This is a genomic window from Oceanobacillus sp. GQ8 (assembly GCF_059758495.1).
Genome location: NZ_JCAXEV010000001.1, coordinates 526,123 through 545,004, shown reverse-complemented (window position 1 = coordinate 545,004; position 18,882 = coordinate 526,123). Strand labels below are relative to the sequence as shown.

The following is an 18,882-nucleotide window of genomic DNA, read 5'->3' as shown; positions in this document are numbered from 1 at the left end:
GTCGAAATGTAGAAAATTATTTTGAAATGGTTACATTATACCTGTATTTTAAAAAAATTCCTAGAAAATCATTTAAATATACAGTCTATTTCTTGACTGACATGTCTATATAAGCTATATTAGACACAAGCAAAGAAGATGTATGGATCCTTTATGACACAGGCAGCTTCTATAGAAGTGGATGTAACGTGATCCTACACTTCTATAGAAGCTGCCTTCATTTATGTTCTATAAATCTGCTTTGTATTAACACGTTTCTAATTTCGAACGTGAAAGTTTCTAGGAGGATTATATTCATGGAAAACGGAGTAGTAAAATGGTTTAACGCAGAGAAAGGCTACGGTTTCATCCAATTAGAAGAAGGAAATGATGTATTCGTGCATTATTCTGCAATCCAAGAGGAAGGCTTCAAATCATTAGAAGAAGGACAAGAAGTATCCTTTGAAATAGTTGAAGGCGAACGTGGACCACAAGCTGCAAATGTAACAAAAAAATAAGTGAACGTATATAGAGGCGGTAATCTGTAAAAGGATTACCGCTTTTTCTGTTTATTTTGTCCCGGTGCAACCGTCCGTAAGTCTCCCACTTCAAAACATGAGGTGGAATCGTGATGTTTAAGTGGGAGTACACGGACGATAACACCCCGATTCGTTCAACTAACAATCAGTGGGGGAAGAATGAAAGCCCCCACTGATTGAAGTTTCACTTTATCTCTTTCGTGCATTTAGCTAAAAATATGCTATAATAATATTTTCGCGGTTCGCAAACTCCCGCGTTATCAAAACTAAGGAGGCATTTACATGTCAAATGAACTTATATGGATTTTGTTTGCACTAATCAATTTTTCTTGTTTACTCTTGTTTTATCGTTTATTTGGTAAAACAGGACTCTTTGTGTGGATTGGGATGTCAACTGTCGTCGCCAATATGCAAGTACTAAAAACGGTTGAGCTGCTCGGTCTGACAGCAACGTTAGGGAATATTATGTATGGAACAGCATACCTTGCAACCGATATAATCAACGAAAAATATGGTAAGAAAGAAGCTAAAAAAGCCGTCTGGCTTGGGTTTGCTACTTTAATTACCATGACCGTTGTAATGCAGTTCGCACTAGCGTTTCAACCAGCAGCTGATGATATTGCACAAGGGTCACTTGCTACCATCTTCGGCTTAGTAGTTCGGGTTGCAGCCGGAAGCCTCGCAGCATATATTATTAGTCAATATTTTGATGTATGGATATATGACAAACTGAGAAAACTCTTTCCTTCTGACCGGCAGCTATGGATTCGAAACAATGGTAGTACTGTAATAAGTCAATTGTTGGATTCAGTCGTGTTTTGCACAATAGCCTTCTACGGACAATTTCCGTTTTCTGTATGGCTGGAGATACTTTTAACAACATATGTTATAAAATTTATCGTCGCACTCTTAGACACACCTTTTATGTATATTGCAAAAAGGATGAACAACGAAAAGGCCAGCTAATGCTGGCCTTTTTCTTTAAGCATTGGTATAGACCTTTTGTGCTCCGCTTTGAATTGATTTAAAATAGATCATATATAAAAAGGGGAAGACGCACGCCGTGATATAAGCTCCAAATAAGAAGGAAATAAAAGCAATTTCCAATAATGTAATAACATATTCAGGTTGTTTTACATATTTGTACGGCCCTTGTTTAAACAATCTTACCCTTGGTAATGTAATCTTCTTTGCGTTCCAGAACATTCCTGCAGATCGAATGCACCACCATTTCCCACTGAGAATGATGACACAGCAAACAAAGAAGAACATATTAAAGGTGACGGTTGATTGTCTTAAAAATATCAATTCAAACAGAATGGCACCATAGCTTAAATACTGCACAATTAATAAGCCACGATAATGCTTTTCGATGGAGCTTCTCCCCCCTTTTTCTAAAAGCCATCGTTCATTTCTGCTAGAAATCTGTTTGGTAGCAATTCTTTCTACTACTAAGCCAACGATTGCAAACCACATCCAGGATACTATCACCAAAACCCTCTCCTCTACTTTTTCTGTTTAGTATTTGCATTAGGTTGTTAATTTATGAAGTCGAAATACAAGCAATTTCAACGGTGTTTTGGTGTTTGAGTCCTTTTGTACTCATAAATTATCTATATAAAAAATAAAAAGAGACAATCAACGTATTGTTGACTGTCTCTCATTTAGTAGATCATTTAGAAAAGGATGTCTCCCTTAGTGCCCGCTCCTCTGCTGGGATACGGATAAGGAGGAGGATAATATGCAGGATCGGGAATATAATACTGGTCAAATAGGCTTGAAACATAATGGGTATAATAAAGAGCTCTATCCCAACCACAACATAATTAGGATGGGAGATGTATTTATATGGACCCGTTTTAATCAATGGGTAGTTTGGTGAAACAATAATCTTTGTGTTCCAGAACTTCCCTAGTGATGTAATACACCATACCCGTAAAACTTGCGTTAAGATAAATAGTGTTAGTAAAACCAGCCCAGGATTTTGTACAGGCGCTTTTCTTGTATAAACTTCTAAAAGAATAGACAAGAAGAAAAGAGTATGGACAATAATAAACCATTTATAGTGTTCTTCCCCTTTTTCCACGCCACCTTGTGCTTTGAGCCACCGCTCATTCCGTTTGGCGATGTTTACCTCTACTAGCCTTTGAACAACAAGATAAATAAATATGACCCATAAAAATACTGGTAACATTTATGACCACTCCAGTAACAACAATTCTGAGCTAAAGCCAGGTCCGAGAGCAGAAAGTACACTTTTTGCTTTCGCAGGGTTCTGCTCCTTCATCGCTTCATTTAAGACAAAGAAAACGGTAGCAGAAGACATATTTCCATGGTTTTTTAAAACGCGATAAGAATGCTTCAATTTCGTTTTCGACGTTTCCAGGACCTCCTCCATCGCTTCCAGCACTTTTTTACCACCGGGATGGGCAATATAGGAATGGATCATGTCTTCTTCAAGCTCCCTTTCTATAAAAAAAGCTGAACTATGTTCCCTCCAAAATGAATGCACCAAGGATGGAATGCTCCTTGAAAAGATAACTTCTAATCCTTGATCTGTTACATCCCATCCCATTACATCCGTGCTATGCTTTTTCGTCCGGGAACTAGTATGCAAGATTTTAGCAGGGTTTGTTTTAAGATGGCTTCGATAAGGGGACGTCTCGCCCATTAATAAGACAGCGGCTGTTCCGTCACCGAATAAAGCGCTTCCTATTATATTACTTTTTTTTAGATCGCTTTTTTGAAAGGTTAAACTACATAATTCACAACATACGATAAGTGCTGTTTTATCTGGGTTTGCTGTAATCCAGTCATGGGCACGGGACAGAGCAATAGCTCCCCCTGCACAACCTAGCCCCCATAGCGGCATGCGTTTTATATCACTGCGAAAACCTCTCTGATTATATAAGTAGGTATCAATAGAAGGTGTCGCTATCCCAGTGCTAGAAACAAATAATATCATATCAATAGCAGCATGGGGAACTTCCTTTTTTAAGAAATTATCGTTAGTTAAACAATTGTCAATTGCTTCTAGAGAAGTCGTTACAGCATGTTGTTGATAAAGCTCGTTTCGCTCTTTAAAACTATGGTCTGACCGAAACCAATCTTTATTAACCACAAATTGTCTCGTGGCAACCTCAGCATTTTTAAAAACAGGAAGTAGCCTTGTGATATGCCTACTGGAACTACGGAAAATATCTTGAACTAGTCCCGTAATCTCTTCTTGTTGTATCGCATTGGGGGGAACCCCTAACCCAGTTGAACAAATGTATGTCATAACGCACCTTCCAACAGTTTATTCGTTTAAAATTGATAGATACCGCTATATTTCTTCGTTAAATAGTCGACGAGATACCTTGCATCCAATGCTTCACCCGTCACATCGTTGACTATCTCCAATGGCTTTTTCATTTTCCCATATTGGTGAACATGTTTGGTAAACCACTCTCTAATTTGATCGAATTCCCCTGAGGCAATAAGGTTGTTCACATTCATTTCCTTGTTCAATGTATGGTTAAATTGAGCAGCATACATATAACCAAGAGCATAGGATGGGAAATAACCAAAATCTCCTCCGGACCAATGAATGTCTTGTAGTACACCTTCTTTATCTGAAGGCGGTACTATACCTAAATAATCTTTCATTTTTTCATTCCACAAACTAGGCAAATCTTTCACGTCTATCTCGCCGTTAATGAGTGCTTTCTCAAGTTCATATCGAATCATAATATGAAGTGGATAAGTTAACTCATCTGCCTCTATGCGAATAAAGGAAGGTTTAACTTCATTTACAGCTCGATAAAATTGATTTAATGGTACAGATTGAAACGCCTCTGGGGCATAATTTTTAAATAACTCATAATGACTAGACCAGAATGATTCACTTCTACCTACAAAGTTTTCCCAAAATAAGGATTGTGATTCATGAATTCCCATAGAAGTTCCAGTAGCCAGTGGAGTACTTGCCAAATTGGGTTTTATATTTTGTTCGTAAAGCGCATGCCCACCTTCGTGGATTGTACCAAACACAGCCATACGAAAGTCTTCTTCATCATATCTAGTTGTTACGCGAACATCGTTAATGTTTAGTGAAATAGCAAAAGGATGTATGGTTTCGTCAAGCCTTCCAGAACTGAAGTCATACCCCATTCTTTCTAAAATATCTAACGTAAAAGCTTCCTGCTTTGTTTTGGGGAAATGCCCTTTGAGCACTTGTGGGTCTGGTTTTACATTGCTTTGATTGATTTTATCCAGCAAACTTGTTAGCGAATTACGTAACGCAGGGAACACTTGATCTAAAGTTTCTGTTGTGACACCTGGTTCATAATTATGTAACAATGCATCGTAAATATTTTTCTCATATCCCCAGTAATTAGCAAACTTTTTATTATAGTCCACAAGCTTTTCTAAGTATGGCTGAAAAAGCGTAAAGTCTGACTTTTCTCGTGCTTCTTGCCAGATTGCCTCGGATTTAGATTGGAGCATCACATATTCTTTAAATTCATCATGTGGGATTTTGCGATTTCTCTCATAATTCTGCTCACATTCTTCAACCGTTTTTCCTATAATATCGTCTTTTGTATTATCCTTCAGCACGTCTATGAAGTATTTCATCTTCTCGGATGTTTCAAGTTGGTGAAGCTTCTCAGCTAGAAAACCAACCATTTCTGAACGCTGCTCCACTCCCTTTTTTGGGATCTTTGTTCTCATGTCCCAATGAGCAAGAGCTATTGCTTCCTTATAAGCGCTTTGTTCTTTTAACAGTTCTTTAAAGTCCTTCTCGATTAAATATGTGTTCTCCAATTACTTCTCCCCCTTGGTTTTCTTTCCAAAGTATTGGTAGTAGTCTGTTTTTATAAACCCATTAAATAGTTTACGCTTTTTGGTAGCAGTTTTTCCATACTGTTTCTCAAATTTTTCAAAAGCAGTTAGGATATAAACACTCCAGCTAGGATGCTCTTGCATAACAGATCCAAAGTCATGATAAATCTTCGCTACCGCTTCCTTATCGCTAAGTCGTTGCCCATATGGTGGATTGCCAATGATATACCCATTTTCTTTTTTAATAGATAAATCCTTTACTTGCATTTGCTTCCAAGAGATTAAGTCACCAAACCCAGCTTCCGTGGCATTACCTTCAGAAATTTTAATTAGCTTATGGTCAATATCGGACCCCGTAATTTCAAGTTTCTGGTCATAATTTGCCTTGTCCTCTGCTTCTTCAAAGGCTTTTTCCCAATGTTTTGCTTTAATAAGCGACCAACCTTCTGAAGCGAATTCCCTATTGAAGCCAGGAGCGATATTCTGTCCAATCATAGCGGCCTCAATCGGAATCGTGCCTGAACCACAAAACGGATCAATTAATGGATACTCAGCTTTCCAGTTCGTCAGTAATACAAGTGCTGCAGCCATTGTTTCTTTAAGTGGAGCCTCACCTTGGCCAATTCTGTAGCCTCTTTTGTGAAGACCTACACCAGATGTGTCAATGGTTAGCATTGCTTCATCCTTTAATAAGGAAACCTCAACCTTGTAAAGAGCCCCTGTCTCTGGCATTTTAGAGGCAACACCATGCTTTAGCTTAAGTCGTTCTGCAATTGCCTTTTTGGTAATAGCTTGACAATCTGGAACGCTAAATAATTTGGATTGGACTGATTTCCCTGATACCGGAAACTGTCCTTCTTCAGAAATATAGTACTCCCATGGTAAGCCCTTCGTTGCTTCAAATAACTCATCAAACGTATAAGCTTTAAATCTTCCTACAAGTAATCGGACCCTATCTGCTGTTCTGAGCCATAGGTTACACCGTGGAATAGCAGAAACCGGTGCTTCAAAAACAACGCGGCCATTCTCTACTTGTACTTCATACCCCAAGCTTTTTACTTCATTCGCAACAATTGATTCAAGTCCCATTGCTGCAGTTGCAATCAATGTAACATTCTGCATGTAATGTATCCTTTCATATCTCGAAATTAATTCTTTTTCAGTTTATCATAATCCTTTGTAAAAGATGAATCCATATCCATTGAGTTAACAGCTTACCATCCGGCATAATGGGCTTGAGGAGCACCTCATCACCAACTTGTTAACTAAAAGCTTATTCGGTATTTATTATGGACATATGGGATGCTGATCTAATCCTATACAATAAAAACTCATAAAATATTAAAAAAACCTTGCTCACAGTATTGCTGTAAGCAAGGTTTTCATTTCTGTTATGATAGACCAATAAATACTCGATAAGCCATGTTCTGTCGCCAACGTACTACAAATGGTGGTCAGCCTCGTACATTGGTTGTAATCATCTATCTACAAGTGTAAAACTTGTCCCTACTTCGGTTCATTTCCCTACTGAAGGATGCCCCTACCAAAATTTGGGTTGCTCACTCGTGGGGTTTACCTCGTTCCACCTGAATCGTTTCCCATTCAGCTACGTCACTGTGGCACTTTCAAGGTACGTATTCCATATCCGAAGACTTAGGAATACCTCCTGCCGTTAACCATAAAGGTTACCTTGACTTATGAATTCGTCAAGCACGAACACTACAAACATCTCAGTTTGTGTGAGCATGGACTTTCCTCTGCATGTAGCATGCAGCGATTACGTGAGTATTTATGTTCAGTTTCCCTATTGTACCATTTTTTTGCTGATTCGACAAGTTCTGCTTTACATAAACCTAGTTATCCGTTTCTGCAAACTTTTTACCAAAAACAGCTTTCTCCAAGTTGGATAATCTTTTTAAAACATCATAATTCATTTGGGGCGCTGGTTGTGTAGATCGGCTTCTTGTTTGATCTGATGTTGTTTTCTTAAGTCGGTCATTCTCTTGTTGTAATCGGTCAATTTCTTGTTTAAATAGATCGTAATCTTGAATGATCTTGTCTAGGAACTCGTCCACTTCTTCCTGATTGTATCCTCGCATACCTGTTTTAAATTCTTTCTCAAGTATGTCTTTCCCACTAAATTGAACTTGACTTAAACTCAATTTTATCACCTCATCCTATTTACATGCCTATTTTTCCAAAATACAAACTTATTGTCAATGTAAAGTCTATTTATCCGAAACTTATTTTATACATCGTTATGCAAATTGAACGTTTCGCATACCTATATGGTACCAGTTTACCAATAAAAAAGGAACCTGAAAGATCAGCTCCCTTTACTTTTCGTTCTATACCATGCTTGTACTATTCATTATAGGTATATCATCAGTCCAGATAGTGGACTGATGTAAAGAACATGCGATTACTTTTCCATATCGGATTGGTGAAAAGAAAAAGGAAGAAGTTCCTCCATGGTCACAGTTTTAACCATTTTTTCATTATTCGTCAAGTGGATCACCATTTCACTATCAAAAAACTCACTCATCACTTGTCGACAAGAACCGCACGGCGGCACTGGACGTTTCATATCAGCTGCTACCGCCATTTCTGTAAATTCCCTTTCACCATCTGAGATTGCTTTAAAAATGGCCACTCTTTCGGCACAACATGTTACAGGATATGCTGCATTTTCAATATTACAGCCAGTATAAAGCTTACCAGATTTCGTTAACAAAGCAGCCCCCACGGGAAATGAGGAATATGGGATGTAAGCTTTTTCTCTCATCTTCAATGCTTCTTCAATCAATTTATCTTTCGTCATTTTGTATCCCCCAGTAATCATTCTTAATTTATGTAAAACGGTATTATGCTTGGGACAACTCCCGATGGATTTGATCCAGTACATAATGGATAGAATTGTTTAATTCCATATACCGTTTCCTTCTCGCATCAATATAGTAGCTATGCATAAGCATTAACTCCATGTTCTCTCTTGTGGAAGTTACTTGGTGTGGGTGTACCTGTACCTCCCTGTTCTTTACCGCCTCTAATGCGGACTGCTCCCATTGGTTAAGGAGCTCATAAACCGGTTCTGTTTCCTGCTTAACCTGTAAAAAGAATTCTCTATCTTTTTTATTTTCAGGTGGCTCACTGTATTCAAATTTGTCTTTCAGCGTGATTAGATATTGCTGAAGTTTCTCTGTCTGTTCGAGTAAATTCATATTAAAACAACCGCCTTTTGCCTTCATACTCTACCTCAATACTTTATCATCAATTTACAGAAAATGCACCTTCTACTTTAGCGAAAATGCCCCTCTGATAGTTGAGCGTGTATGACTTATCCTTAATTGCTGTGTTTCAAAGTCTTCAGAAATAGTACGATCCAAACGTGTTGTTAATTTCTGATCCATTCTTCTAACTTGATCAGCTAATCCTTGTAAGTGCAGTTCCACCGAATTCTTTTCTACTCCATTGACACTACTCTCTACATACTTTATTGCCAGCCCCATTTACACCCACTCCTCTTCATTGTGTATTTGTTTTATTCGCGTCAGAATGAAAGTGTCCTGCCTGTTCGACAAAAGAAGTAAGAAGATAACAAAAGAAGTGGAATTACTTATCATTTAGCGATAATGAGACAAACTAATAAGCGAAGGAGGGATAGTAATGAATAAGAAAAAGCAAAAGCAAAAAGCAGAAAGCGAAAAGTCCCGCTCTCTAAAAACTGGGGATAAGAAGCTACAAGGTCCGAATCGCCCTTCCACATAAAGTGAAACTTCAATCAGTGGGGGTTTTCGTTCTTCCCTCACTGATTGGTAGTTGAACGAATCGGGGTGTTAGCGTCCGTTTACTCCCACTTAAACATCACGGTTTCACTTCATGTTTTGAAGTGGGAGTCTTACGGACGGTTGCTCCGGGATAAATAGTAAGCATCAGGCCCGGCTGGATATTTACCAGTCGGGCCTAATTGCGTACTTCATATAATAGTATCCGAATAGTAAGTCGCGTTTCCTATAATATGTTTTTTTCATGTCCTTCAAAGGTGACTCTTTTGGTGTTTGCCACCATTTACTAGGAATACCCCCTGTCTTCCACCAATCTTTACGAATATTATCCTGATGTTTAATTACTGGGTAGAGTACGCGTAACATTGGAGCGTACGGATAATGTGCAGGTAAATATGGTTCATAATCCCTGCGTGAGCCAGTATGTTCTTGTGTTTTAGCAAAATAAAGGGATTTGTCATAAACATTCGGGGAATAGAGTATATTAGCAAGTCGGACACCTAAGCCTATTCGTTTCGAGATATTTGTAAATCCATGAACATACGACCCGAACACTTCTGAGGAACTAGTTGGGAATAATACAGCATTCAAACGTAAAAAATTCTGCATTATGTATGGAAGTTGATTAAAAACATGATACTGAAAGTACGTTTGTTTCACAACTGGACCTTGGATTACATTTTGTTCATTAATGATTAGGGCGATCATAAGCTTGTCGCGTTCCTGCCTTTCCCAAAATAAAATCCATTGCTCGATCATAAATGATGAAACGTGAAACTTTTTCAACAAATGAAACAGCGGTTTTCCTGCTTGCTTGGAAAGGTTATATACTAGTAACTGAGGGAAAGCATCTGAAAAAATCAGCCAATTTGCTCGCTCATACGTCATAAATAACTGGTCTCTTTCTTTTTTTCCTAAGATTTTTTTAAAAGGTTGTAAATGAAGGTCAGTCATGTTCCAGCCTGCATTTCTAGAAACCATGCTTGCAAGAAAGGCCCATTTAATTTCCGGGTTTTCTAAATAGAAGTTCTGGTAAGCCTTTGTCCGAGAAATATTGTCTTTATTATGCTTCCTTGTGGTGTTTATTATATAATGGATATATGGATCGAATGAGTCGTCTCCGTACATGGATGAACCTGCTTTCGTTTGCTATATTTTGTTTCATTCTCATCCAATTGATGCTTTTACAGTTATCATTTCCTACTATATCTGATATGATACTGTAATATGCAAGGAGGATTTTTTTAATGAACTACCCAAATGGAAAAAAAGGATCGTTAACACAACCTTCTCAAAGTAGACCCTCCAGTGCAGCAAACCATGCTTTTAGTAACAGAGGAATGACGTTAGAAGAAGATATTAATGAAACAAACCGCTTTTACCTTGATACGGACAAGGCGATTATTCATAAAAAACCAACACCTGTTCAAATTGTTAAGGTAAATTACCCAAAAAGGAGTGCTGCTGTAATAACAGAAGCATATTTCAAACAAGCATCAACCACTGACTATAATGGTGTATACCGAAGCAAGCATATAGACTTTGAAGCCAAAGAAACGAAAAACAAAACGTTATTTCCATTAGCAAATATCCATGATCACCAAGTTGCTCATATGCGTTCTGTTGTGGAACATGGTGGTATTTGTTTCTTACTAATTCGATTTACTTTATATCAAGAGACGTACTTTTTACCTGCTGAGAAACTTTTTCAGCACTGGGACGACAAATTAAAAGGTGGAAGAAAATCGATAAGCTACGACCAGATATGTCAGGAAGGGCACCTAATCCCCTTTCAATATCAGGCAAGAATTGATTATTTAGCTATCATTGATAAGCTTTATTTTTAGAGACGGAGGAATGAGTTATGGCCAATAATAGCCAATCTCGTACAGCAAGAAGAAAACAAAAGAAATCATCGAAAAAGCCTTTATGGAAAAAAATCCTACTTATTATGCTACTTATCTTTATTATTATGGGAATAGGTGCTGGGGCAACCGCAGCTTATTGGATTGCAACAGCACCCGACCTTGATGAATCAAAATTATCCGATCCCCTTGCTTCTCAAATACTAGATAAGGATGGAGAAGTATTTGCAACACTGGGGGAAGAGAAAAGAACAAAAATCAGCTATGATGACTTACCGCAGGTACTGATAGATGCGGTCACGGCTACTGAGGATGCCAGATTCTTCGAGCATTCCGGAATTGACTTACGACGCATCGGTGGTGCCGTTATTGCAAACTTTAAGAATGGCTTTGGATCAGAAGGAGCTAGTACAATTACCCAACAGGTAGTGGAAAAATCCTTTTTGTCTGCTGAAAAAAAGATCAGCTTAAAGGTTCAGGAGCAGTGGCTTGCTCTAAAACTGGAACGTGAATATTCCAAAGAAGAAATATTGGAAATGTACCTAAACAAAATTTTCTACGGTAGCGGTGCATATGGCGTTGCAAAGGCTGCTGAAACTTATTTTGGCAAGAAGGACTTAAGCGAGCTTACCCTTGCAGAGGCTGCAATTTTGGCAGGTTTACCTCAGCGTCCAACAGCATACAATCCATATGAAAATCCAGATTTAACCAAAGAACGCATGGATACTGTCCTCACGCTTATGGTACGTCATGGAAAGATATCACAAGAAGATGCGGATGAAGCAAGAGAAGTAGATATCCCTTCCATGCTGGCCGGAGTAAGCGAAAATTCTATACCTTACAAGGATTTTCTGAAGCAAGTACAACGTGAAGTAGAACAAAAAGTTGATGGTGCAGATATTTATACAGATGGCCTTAAAATACAGACTACTATTGATACAAGCATCCAGGAACACGTAGAGTTTCTTCTAACAGATAGTGAGGAAAACCCTATCCCCTACCCTGATGATGAAATGCAAGCAGGGATGACAGTGCTTGATACAAAAAATGGTGCCATTCGAGCAATTGGCGGTAGCAGGAATGGGAATGGTACGGGATACAATTACGCCATTCAAGGTGGACAACAAGGTGGTTCTACGATGAAACCTCTTTTGGCATACGGTCCAGCTATCGAATATAACAAGATGTCTACCTATCATCAGATTAATGATGATAAGCCATATGATTATGGCGGGGAAAGCCCAATTAGAAACTGGAACCGAAGCTATGCAGGTTGGATGAGTGCAAGACATGCACTAAATCAATCGCTTAACGTTCCAGCTGTGAAAACATTAGAAGAAGTAGGCTATGATAACGCACAGAACTTTGCAGAAGGCTTAGGAATAAATTTTGCAGATGATACTGTTACGATAGGTGATGTACTAGGAGGAACCGGTACGAACGTAACACCATTACAAATGGCGGGAGCATATCGAGCATTCGGGAATGAAGGTTTATACAATGACCCTTATGCCGTTACCAGTGTTGAATTCCCTGATGGCAGGACCGTCGAATTAAAGCCAGAGGCTGAAGCCGTGATGGCTGATTACACGGCCTACATGATTACGGATATGCTGAAAACGGTAATTACCGATGGCACAGGTACCGCTGCTAATGTTCCAGGTGTGACAGTAGCAGGTAAGACTGGAACAACGAGTTTACCTGACGAGTCAGGAAGCCCGGACTCCTGGTTTACTGGTTACTCAACGAATTATACGATTTCTGTCTGGACAGGTGGATACACGAATGAGGATGGACAAAGAGCAGCAATTCCGAATGGTCAAACGAAAATACCACATGCCCTGTTTAGTAATACAATGGCAGAGATCTCGCAAAATGTAGAGAATAGCGATTTTAATAAGCCAGATTCAGTAGTAGAAGCGGCAGTAGAAAAAGGGTCTCGCCCTGCAGCAAAGCCAAGTGACTACACCCCTTCTTCCCAAATCGTAACGGAGCTCTTCGTAAAGGGAACAGAACCAGATGACACCTCTGAAAAGTTTGATGAACTTGATCCTGTAAGCGGGCTATCTGCAAGCTATAACGAAGATAGTAACGCGATTGAAATTACATGGGATTACGACGGTGATGCAGATGTTTCGTTTGAAGTAAGTGCTCAGGTAGATGATGGTCAAATGCAAGGTCTCTCGACAACCGAAGATACATCTATGGAGATATCTGAAGTAGAACCTGGTACTGACTATACAATACAGGTAGTTGCAACAAGCAATGACGGGGATATGCAAAGTGAACCGGCAACGACCTCGGTTTCCGTTCCTGGCGGTGATGAGGAAGAAGAAGGAGGAAATATCCCGCCTGTTAGTGGGTTATCTGCTAAATATAATAAAGATGCCTCCATTATCGATGTGTCATGGAATTACAATGGGCCACCAGCCTCTTTTGAGGTAGCGGTTAACGGTCAAACCCAGACAGTTGAATCCAATGGCATTGAAATTAGTGGTGCCTCACCTGGTGAAACGTATGATATTGTCGTGACACCTATTGGTCAAAATGGCGCAAATGAAGGCGTCGAGGGTGAATCTCAGTCAACAAGCGTCACGGTGCCAGCGGCGGAAGAAGATACTGGCGAAGGTAGCGGTGACGATGAGGACAGCGGAGACCAAAGTGATGAGGGCTCTGATGAGGGAAATAATGATGAAGGTAATAATGAAGACAATGGTGAGGGTAATGGAAATAACGGAAATGGCAATGGAAACAATGATGAAGGTACAGACGAAGAAAGTGGAAGTGATGACGAGGAAGGTAGTGGGAATTAATCTTCCCCCCTTCTTCTAATCTAAAAAGAGGTAAACGCAGTTACTATGCGTTTACCTCTTTTTCTTTCTTCATTCGTTTTTGCCCTTCTCTACAAAGGTCTAGTAACGGACATGTTGGGCACTCAGGATTTCTCGCTTTGCAATGATACCTGCCAAAGAATATTAATCGGTGATGTGTATCGCTCCACTCTTCTATAGGCACTTTCCGCATCAACGTCTCTTCAACTTGAACAACTGAATCCTTCCACCTACAAATACCTAAGCGTTTAGATACCCGCTCTACATGCGTATCTACAGCGATTGCTGGTTCGTTAAACGCAACAGATGCTACAACATTCGCAGTTTTACGACCGACACCAGCCAGCTTCTCCAGTTCTGCTTTTGTCCTCGGTACTTCCCCACCATAATGCTCAATTAATACTTCACATAGTTTACGAATATTTTTCGCTTTATTACGATATAAGCCGATGGAACGTATGTCTTGTTGTAATTCCTCAAGGGAAACTGCAAGATAGTCCTCCGGTGCCTTATACTTTTTAAAGAGTTCAGCGGTTACTTTATTTACAAGTACATCTGTACATTGGGCGGATAATAAAACTGCTATCACTAGCTCAAAAGGATTAGCGTGCTTTAATTCGCATTCCGCATCGGGAAACATTTTTGTTATTTCATCCAAACAAAATCGTATTTGTTTTTTATTCAGCATTGGCTAATCCTCCCCTTCTAGCCAGTTATAGTAAAAAGATGTGTCCCGTTTAGTACGAGGGCCGTCTTGTTTTGTAGTCTGATTGCCATGAAACTTTTTACTCGCATCTCTTGCTTGTTCTACCGTGTGGATTCCTTTCTTGTGCCATTCTCTTAAAATACGATCAATGTACTTGAAATTCAACTTGCCCATTAAGACTGATTCTCTTAAGGCTGCCTTAATTAAAGAGGCAGCTTGTTTATCTTCATCAAGCCAACCATTGATTGTTTCAATTTCAAAAGGTGAGAGTGGTCTACCGAATTCTTGTTCAAACAGAACAAAAATCGTCCCATCTGTATGTTCTTCCGATTTTTCTTCCTTTTCCGCATAGAGTTTTTCCCATAACTCGTTTAAAGAATATACTTCACTAATCTTTTCCGTGTCTTTATTGTTATTTTGTTCAATAACCAGTACTCCTTTTTGAATTAGCTTGCGTAATAAATTGGAGCATTGTTCCTCATTTATTGTCATATTATCGGATAGTTCTGCTGGGGTGGGAAACCCAATACCCTTTTGTTGAAATTGTTGTACTTGCAAAAGAAGCATGACATCTGTTTCGTCTAGCCCCAGCGTTTGAAAAGAAGTTAAAAGTTTTATTGGTATATTAATTTGATTCAATAATATTTGTTGAATTTGCAATGGCTTCTTCATATTAACACCTCAATTGTAAGTATAGCATGATAAAGTTAGAAAAATCTCGATTTGCATTGTCTAGTGTAATACTTTTCAGTGTGAAACTTCACCATTTATTCGCGTTTTGACACATCATTTTTTAAGCGTAAAATGCCTATAGGACTGAAATTGGTTACAAGAGATATTTCTCTGAAGTTACCTGTCCCCTTCTATTTTTCCTACCGAAACGGAATAAAAATCCCTTGCACTATAAAGGCAAGGGATTACGTTTTAAAAACTTAATCGATACTTATGGATACAAACGATTTAGTAAACGTGGGAATGGAATCGTTTCTCTTACATGGTCTACACCTGATAACCATGCTACCGTTCTTTCTAAGCCGAGGCCGAAACCAGAATGTGGTACACTTCCATATTGGCGAAGTTCGAGGTACCATTTATAAGCTTGTCCAGTTAGACCATGCTCTTCATAGCGTTCCTGCATTAATTGTAGATCATCAATACGTTGAGATCCTCCAATAATTTCTCCATAACCTTCTGGAGCAATTAAATCCGCACATAACACAACATCTGAACGATCTGGATGTGGTTTCATATAAAAAGCTTTAATATCTTTTGGATAGTTTGTAATGAATACAGGCTTGTCAAAGCTTTCTGCTATAGCCGTTTCATGTGGTGCGCCAAAGTCTTCGCCCCATTCAATATCTGTAAATCCTTTTTCTTGAAGTAATGTAATCGCATCGTCATAAGAAATTCTTGGGAAAGGCGCTTTAATAGCTTCCAATTTCGATGTATCCCTCTCGAGAACATCCAACTCTAATTTACAGTTCTCTAAAACATTTTGTGCGATAAAGCTAACATATTGCTCTTGTATCTCTAAGCTTTCCTCATGGTCTACAAACGCCATTTCAGGCTCTATCATCCAGAACTCGATAAGATGCCTTCTCGTTTTAGATTTTTCGGCACGGAAGGTTGGCCCAAAAGAGAATACTTTACCAAAAGCCATTGCAGCTGCTTCCATGTACAATTGTCCACTTTGAGAGAGGTATGCTTCCTCATCAAAATACTTAGTATGGAAAAGCTCTGTTGTCCCTTCAGCAGAAGAACCAGTAAGGATTGGTGGATCTATCTTTACATAGTCATTTTCGTTGAAAAATTGGTAAGTCGAACGAATGATCTCATTACGAATCTTCATCACTGCATGCTGACGTTTTGAGCGAAGCCATAAATGTCTATGGTCCATTAAGAACTCTGTCCCATGCTCTTTTGGTGTAATTGGATAATCTGTTGCTTCATGAATCAATTCGATATCACTGACCTGCATTTCATAGCCAAAAGGAGATCTTGTATCTTCCACGATCTTACCAGTTATGTACATGGAAGATTCCTGTGTGATATTTTTTGCGAGCTGAAAAGCTTCCTCGCTGACATCACTTTTTACAACAACACCTTGGATAAAACCTGTCCCATCACGTAATTGTAAAAATGCAATTTTACCACTTGAGCGTTTATTTGATAACCATGCCCCCATAGTAACGGTTTGTTCATTATATTTTGGTGCTTGCGATATAGTAATTTTCACTTTCCTACCTCCTACACATCTATGATTGATGTTTTATAACAAATCGTTTTATTCTTTCGGCTGCTTCCTTAAGTGCTTCTGTTGAAGTAGCATAAGACAACCTAATATTATCCTCTGAGCCAAATCCAGAACCAGGTACAACGGCAACCTTTTCCTCTTCTAATAAAGCTGCTACCCAATCATCTACATTGGCATAGCCACAATTGCTTGCTGCTTCCTTAACATTAGGAAATAAGTAAAAAGCGCCTTTTGGTTTAATACAGCTAATACCAGGTATATCACTTAACAACGCGTGTAGCATTTCCAATCGTTCTGCAAATACTTTCTTCATTTCATCTAATGTTGTATCACCAGTCTGCTCATACGCCGCTAAAGCTGCATATTGAGCAATAGATGTCGGGTTTGAAGTAGAATGCGATGCAAGGTTTGTCATGGCTTTAATAATTTCTTGTGGACCAGCTGCATATCCAATTCTCCAACCAGTCATAGAGTGGGATTTACTTACACCATTGATTACGATGGTGTGTTCATATAATTCCTGTGATAACTGGGCAACTGATACATGTTCATCATCCGTATATATTAGCTTTTCGTAAATCTCATCTGAAACGATAAGGATATTATGTTTTAAGCATAACTCACCTAATGCCTGTAACTCTGCTTTTGTATACATCATACCTGTTGGGTTACTTGGAGAGTTGATAATAACAGCCTTTGTTTTCTCTGTAATCGCCGCCTCAAGCTCCTGTGGTGTCATTTTAAAATGATTGTCTTCTTTTGCAGTTACAAAAACAGGGTTCCCGCCAGCTAGTTTTACTTGCTCCGGATAGCTTACCCAATATGGTGTTGGCACAATAACTTCATCTGTTTCATCTAATAATACTTGAAATAACGTGTACAATGCATGTTTGGCGCCAGTTGTTACAATAATCTGGTCAGGACGATAACTAAGTTGATTATCTGTTTGAAACTTATTCACAATCGCATCTTTCAATTCTGCAATGCCACCAGATGGTGTATATTTTGTTCTTCCATCATTCATTGCCTCCATTGCAGCATCGAGGATATATTGTGGGGTATTAAAGTCCGGCTCTCCTGCTCCGAGTCCAATTACATCATGTCCTTGCTGTTTTAACTCCTTCGCTTTTGCTGTAATAGCAAGTGTGGAAGAGGGTGATAATGTTTTTACTCTTTTCGCTAAGTTCATTCACTTTTCACCTTTCTATTTAAACATTTGTTTTAAGCGGTATTGTTCGAATTGACTACCATCTTCGATCGCATAGTAGTCGAGAACATAACGGTCAGAAGCATCCCGATACGTGATTTCCCAGAGTACTTCTTCATCGACAATCCCTGGTACGATCTTAATAAATTCACAATCGGTACAATTGCTTTTCCACTTACGTAGCATATCTTCTTCACTAACCATCTCTTGTTCGTTAATAGTCGTCAAGGTTTTTTCTTTTCCCTCCAAAGGGTAAAAAACGAGTCTGCCTTCATTCTCATCTGTTTGACCAAATACTACATGATAGCTCTCTGCCCCATTGAAGGTGACAACTTTTTCAATCTCTGTTACAGATGTAGCAGATAAGACCTGCTTTTTTGTTGTTTCAAATCCTGCAGTTCGATTTTCGTTTATGTCATGATACAAAAATGCAGCATATATCCCTACTGCTACTACTACAATGCCTACTAGCAGCAAGCTCCATCTCAGCCAGCTAGGTTTTGTATATGGTGAAGATTGCCTGATTCTCATCATTTTCATCCAATGTTAGACCAAACATTAAATCATCCTCTTTAAGAGTTCGATTTAATGAATCGACAATTTTATAAAGATCTGATGAATATTGGAGCTTGACTGTTGACAGGGTTTGTATTTTATTATCCATCTTTTCCCCTCCAGTTAAAGAACTGCTTGTTTTATCAAATATTGTTAGACATAGTGTAGGGCTCATTGCTTATACTATAAGTATGTTGATGTAAGGTGAAACGCAATTACAGTATACCAAGTAAGCGAAGGATTGTGTTTTATTTAATTCAATAAATTTATTCCAACCTATACCATACCATCTTTCCTACTGATGCACAATTGAGGCATCAGTAGTTTTTTTCACTTT

The 18,882-nt window shown here is 38.8% G+C and carries 21 protein-coding genes and 1 other RNA gene; 5 read left to right on the top strand and 17 right to left on the bottom strand.

Going from position 1 to position 18,882, the window contains the following annotated elements; translation table 11 throughout:
- The first annotated feature begins 296 nt into the window (after nucleotides 1-296).
- Nucleotides 297-497, top strand: a complete 201-nt coding sequence (locus tag AC6CHS_RS02920; RefSeq protein WP_036572880.1) for a cold-shock protein — start codon at nucleotides 297-299, stop codon at nucleotides 495-497.
- 303 nt (nucleotides 498-800) lie between these two features.
- Complete coding sequence (locus tag AC6CHS_RS02915; RefSeq protein WP_036572877.1) at nucleotides 801-1,484, top strand: queuosine precursor transporter; 684 nt, start codon at nucleotides 801-803, stop codon at nucleotides 1,482-1,484.
- A 15-nt stretch (nucleotides 1,485-1,499) separates the two neighbouring features.
- Here the strand turns inward: AC6CHS_RS02915 and AC6CHS_RS02910 are convergent, their stop codons facing one another.
- The 10 genes from AC6CHS_RS02910 to AC6CHS_RS02865 form a co-directional block, all read right to left on the bottom strand.
- On the bottom strand, nucleotides 1,500-2,009 hold the full coding sequence (locus tag AC6CHS_RS02910; RefSeq protein WP_498233973.1) for an isoprenylcysteine carboxylmethyltransferase family protein: 510 nt from the start codon (nucleotides 2,007-2,009) through the stop codon (nucleotides 1,500-1,502).
- Between the two features lie 181 nt (nucleotides 2,010-2,190).
- Nucleotides 2,191-2,712 (bottom strand): isoprenylcysteine carboxyl methyltransferase family protein, encoded by a 522-nt coding sequence (locus AC6CHS_RS02905; protein WP_498233972.1) that lies wholly within the window; start codon nucleotides 2,710-2,712, stop codon nucleotides 2,191-2,193.
- Nucleotides 2,713-3,798: a type III polyketide synthase gene (locus AC6CHS_RS02900; protein ID WP_498233971.1), complete on the bottom strand. Its 1,086-nt coding sequence runs from the start codon at nucleotides 3,796-3,798 to the stop codon at nucleotides 2,713-2,715.
- A gap of 26 nt (nucleotides 3,799-3,824) precedes the next feature.
- The gene (locus AC6CHS_RS02895; protein ID WP_498233969.1) at nucleotides 3,825-5,324 is read right to left on the bottom strand and encodes a carboxypeptidase M32; all 1,500 of its coding nucleotides are present in this window, start codon (nucleotides 5,322-5,324) and stop codon (nucleotides 3,825-3,827) included.
- Nucleotides 5,325-6,464, bottom strand: a complete 1,140-nt coding sequence (locus AC6CHS_RS02890) for a THUMP domain-containing class I SAM-dependent RNA methyltransferase (RefSeq protein WP_498233967.1) — start codon at nucleotides 6,462-6,464, stop codon at nucleotides 5,325-5,327. It abuts the gene before it with no gap.
- A 289-nt stretch (nucleotides 6,465-6,753) separates the two neighbouring features.
- An RNA gene (rnpB, locus tag AC6CHS_RS02885) (RNase P RNA component class B) lies at nucleotides 6,754-7,131 on the bottom strand.
- Between the two features lie 64 nt (nucleotides 7,132-7,195).
- Nucleotides 7,196-7,504, bottom strand: a complete 309-nt coding sequence (gene gpsB / locus AC6CHS_RS02880) for a cell division regulator GpsB (protein ID WP_498233966.1) — start codon at nucleotides 7,502-7,504, stop codon at nucleotides 7,196-7,198.
- A gap of 260 nt (nucleotides 7,505-7,764) precedes the next feature.
- Entirely contained in the window at nucleotides 7,765-8,163 is a 399-nt protein-coding gene (locus AC6CHS_RS02875; RefSeq protein ID WP_036572864.1) for a cytidine deaminase, read from the bottom strand.
- Nucleotides 8,164-8,206: 43 nt separating this feature from the next.
- Complete coding sequence (locus AC6CHS_RS02870; protein WP_379550062.1) at nucleotides 8,207-8,563, bottom strand: DUF1798 family protein; 357 nt, start codon at nucleotides 8,561-8,563, stop codon at nucleotides 8,207-8,209.
- 72 nt (nucleotides 8,564-8,635) lie between these two features.
- Nucleotides 8,636-8,851 (bottom strand): hypothetical protein, encoded by a 216-nt coding sequence (locus AC6CHS_RS02865; protein ID WP_498233963.1) that lies wholly within the window; start codon nucleotides 8,849-8,851, stop codon nucleotides 8,636-8,638.
- A 157-nt stretch (nucleotides 8,852-9,008) separates the two neighbouring features.
- Between AC6CHS_RS02865 and AC6CHS_RS02860 the strand changes: the two genes are divergently transcribed.
- Complete coding sequence (locus AC6CHS_RS02860) at nucleotides 9,009-9,110, top strand: hypothetical protein (RefSeq protein ID WP_498233961.1); 102 nt, start codon at nucleotides 9,009-9,011, stop codon at nucleotides 9,108-9,110.
- A 182-nt stretch (nucleotides 9,111-9,292) separates the two neighbouring features.
- Here the strand turns inward: AC6CHS_RS02860 and AC6CHS_RS02855 are convergent, their stop codons facing one another.
- Entirely contained in the window at nucleotides 9,293-10,255 is a 963-nt protein-coding gene (locus AC6CHS_RS02855) for a DUF2515 family protein (RefSeq protein ID WP_498233960.1), read from the bottom strand.
- Between the two features lie 119 nt (nucleotides 10,256-10,374).
- On the opposite strand from AC6CHS_RS02855, the gene recU reads away from it, so the two are divergent.
- Together recU and AC6CHS_RS02845 are read left to right on the top strand one after the other, a co-directional pair.
- Nucleotides 10,375-10,974 carry a Holliday junction resolvase RecU gene (gene recU / locus AC6CHS_RS02850; protein ID WP_498233958.1) on the top strand — a complete coding sequence of 200 codons (600 nt, stop codon included), beginning with the start codon at nucleotides 10,375-10,377 and terminating at the stop codon, nucleotides 10,972-10,974.
- Nucleotides 10,975-10,991: 17 nt separating this feature from the next.
- Nucleotides 10,992-13,805, top strand: coding sequence for a PBP1A family penicillin-binding protein (locus AC6CHS_RS02845; RefSeq protein ID WP_498233956.1), 2,814 nt, complete (start codon nucleotides 10,992-10,994; stop codon nucleotides 13,803-13,805).
- 43 nt (nucleotides 13,806-13,848) lie between these two features.
- Here AC6CHS_RS02845 and nth read toward each other — a convergent pair whose 3' ends face one another.
- From nth to AC6CHS_RS02815, 6 genes are all read right to left on the bottom strand, one after another.
- A complete protein-coding gene (gene nth, locus AC6CHS_RS02840) occupies nucleotides 13,849-14,511 on the bottom strand; it encodes an endonuclease III (RefSeq protein WP_498233954.1) in 663 nt (220 codons plus the stop codon).
- 3 nt (nucleotides 14,512-14,514) lie between these two features.
- The gene (locus AC6CHS_RS02835; protein WP_498233952.1) at nucleotides 14,515-15,201 is read right to left on the bottom strand and encodes a DnaD domain-containing protein; all 687 of its coding nucleotides are present in this window, start codon (nucleotides 15,199-15,201) and stop codon (nucleotides 14,515-14,517) included.
- Nucleotides 15,202-15,472: 271 nt separating this feature from the next.
- Nucleotides 15,473-16,765 (bottom strand): asparagine--tRNA ligase, encoded by a 1,293-nt coding sequence (gene asnS / locus AC6CHS_RS02830; RefSeq protein ID WP_498233950.1) that lies wholly within the window; start codon nucleotides 16,763-16,765, stop codon nucleotides 15,473-15,475.
- A gap of 19 nt (nucleotides 16,766-16,784) precedes the next feature.
- The gene (locus AC6CHS_RS02825; protein WP_498233948.1) at nucleotides 16,785-17,972 is read right to left on the bottom strand and encodes a pyridoxal phosphate-dependent aminotransferase; all 1,188 of its coding nucleotides are present in this window, start codon (nucleotides 17,970-17,972) and stop codon (nucleotides 16,785-16,787) included.
- A 15-nt stretch (nucleotides 17,973-17,987) separates the two neighbouring features.
- Nucleotides 17,988-18,524, bottom strand: coding sequence for a cell wall elongation regulator TseB-like domain-containing protein (locus AC6CHS_RS02820; RefSeq protein WP_498233946.1), 537 nt, complete (start codon nucleotides 18,522-18,524; stop codon nucleotides 17,988-17,990).
- Nucleotides 18,484-18,654 carry a YpmA family protein gene (locus AC6CHS_RS02815; protein WP_081779338.1) on the bottom strand — a complete coding sequence of 57 codons (171 nt, stop codon included), beginning with the start codon at nucleotides 18,652-18,654 and terminating at the stop codon, nucleotides 18,484-18,486. The genes AC6CHS_RS02820 and AC6CHS_RS02815 overlap by 41 nt, the downstream gene beginning before the upstream one ends.
- Nucleotides 18,655-18,882: the final 228 nt, after the last annotated feature.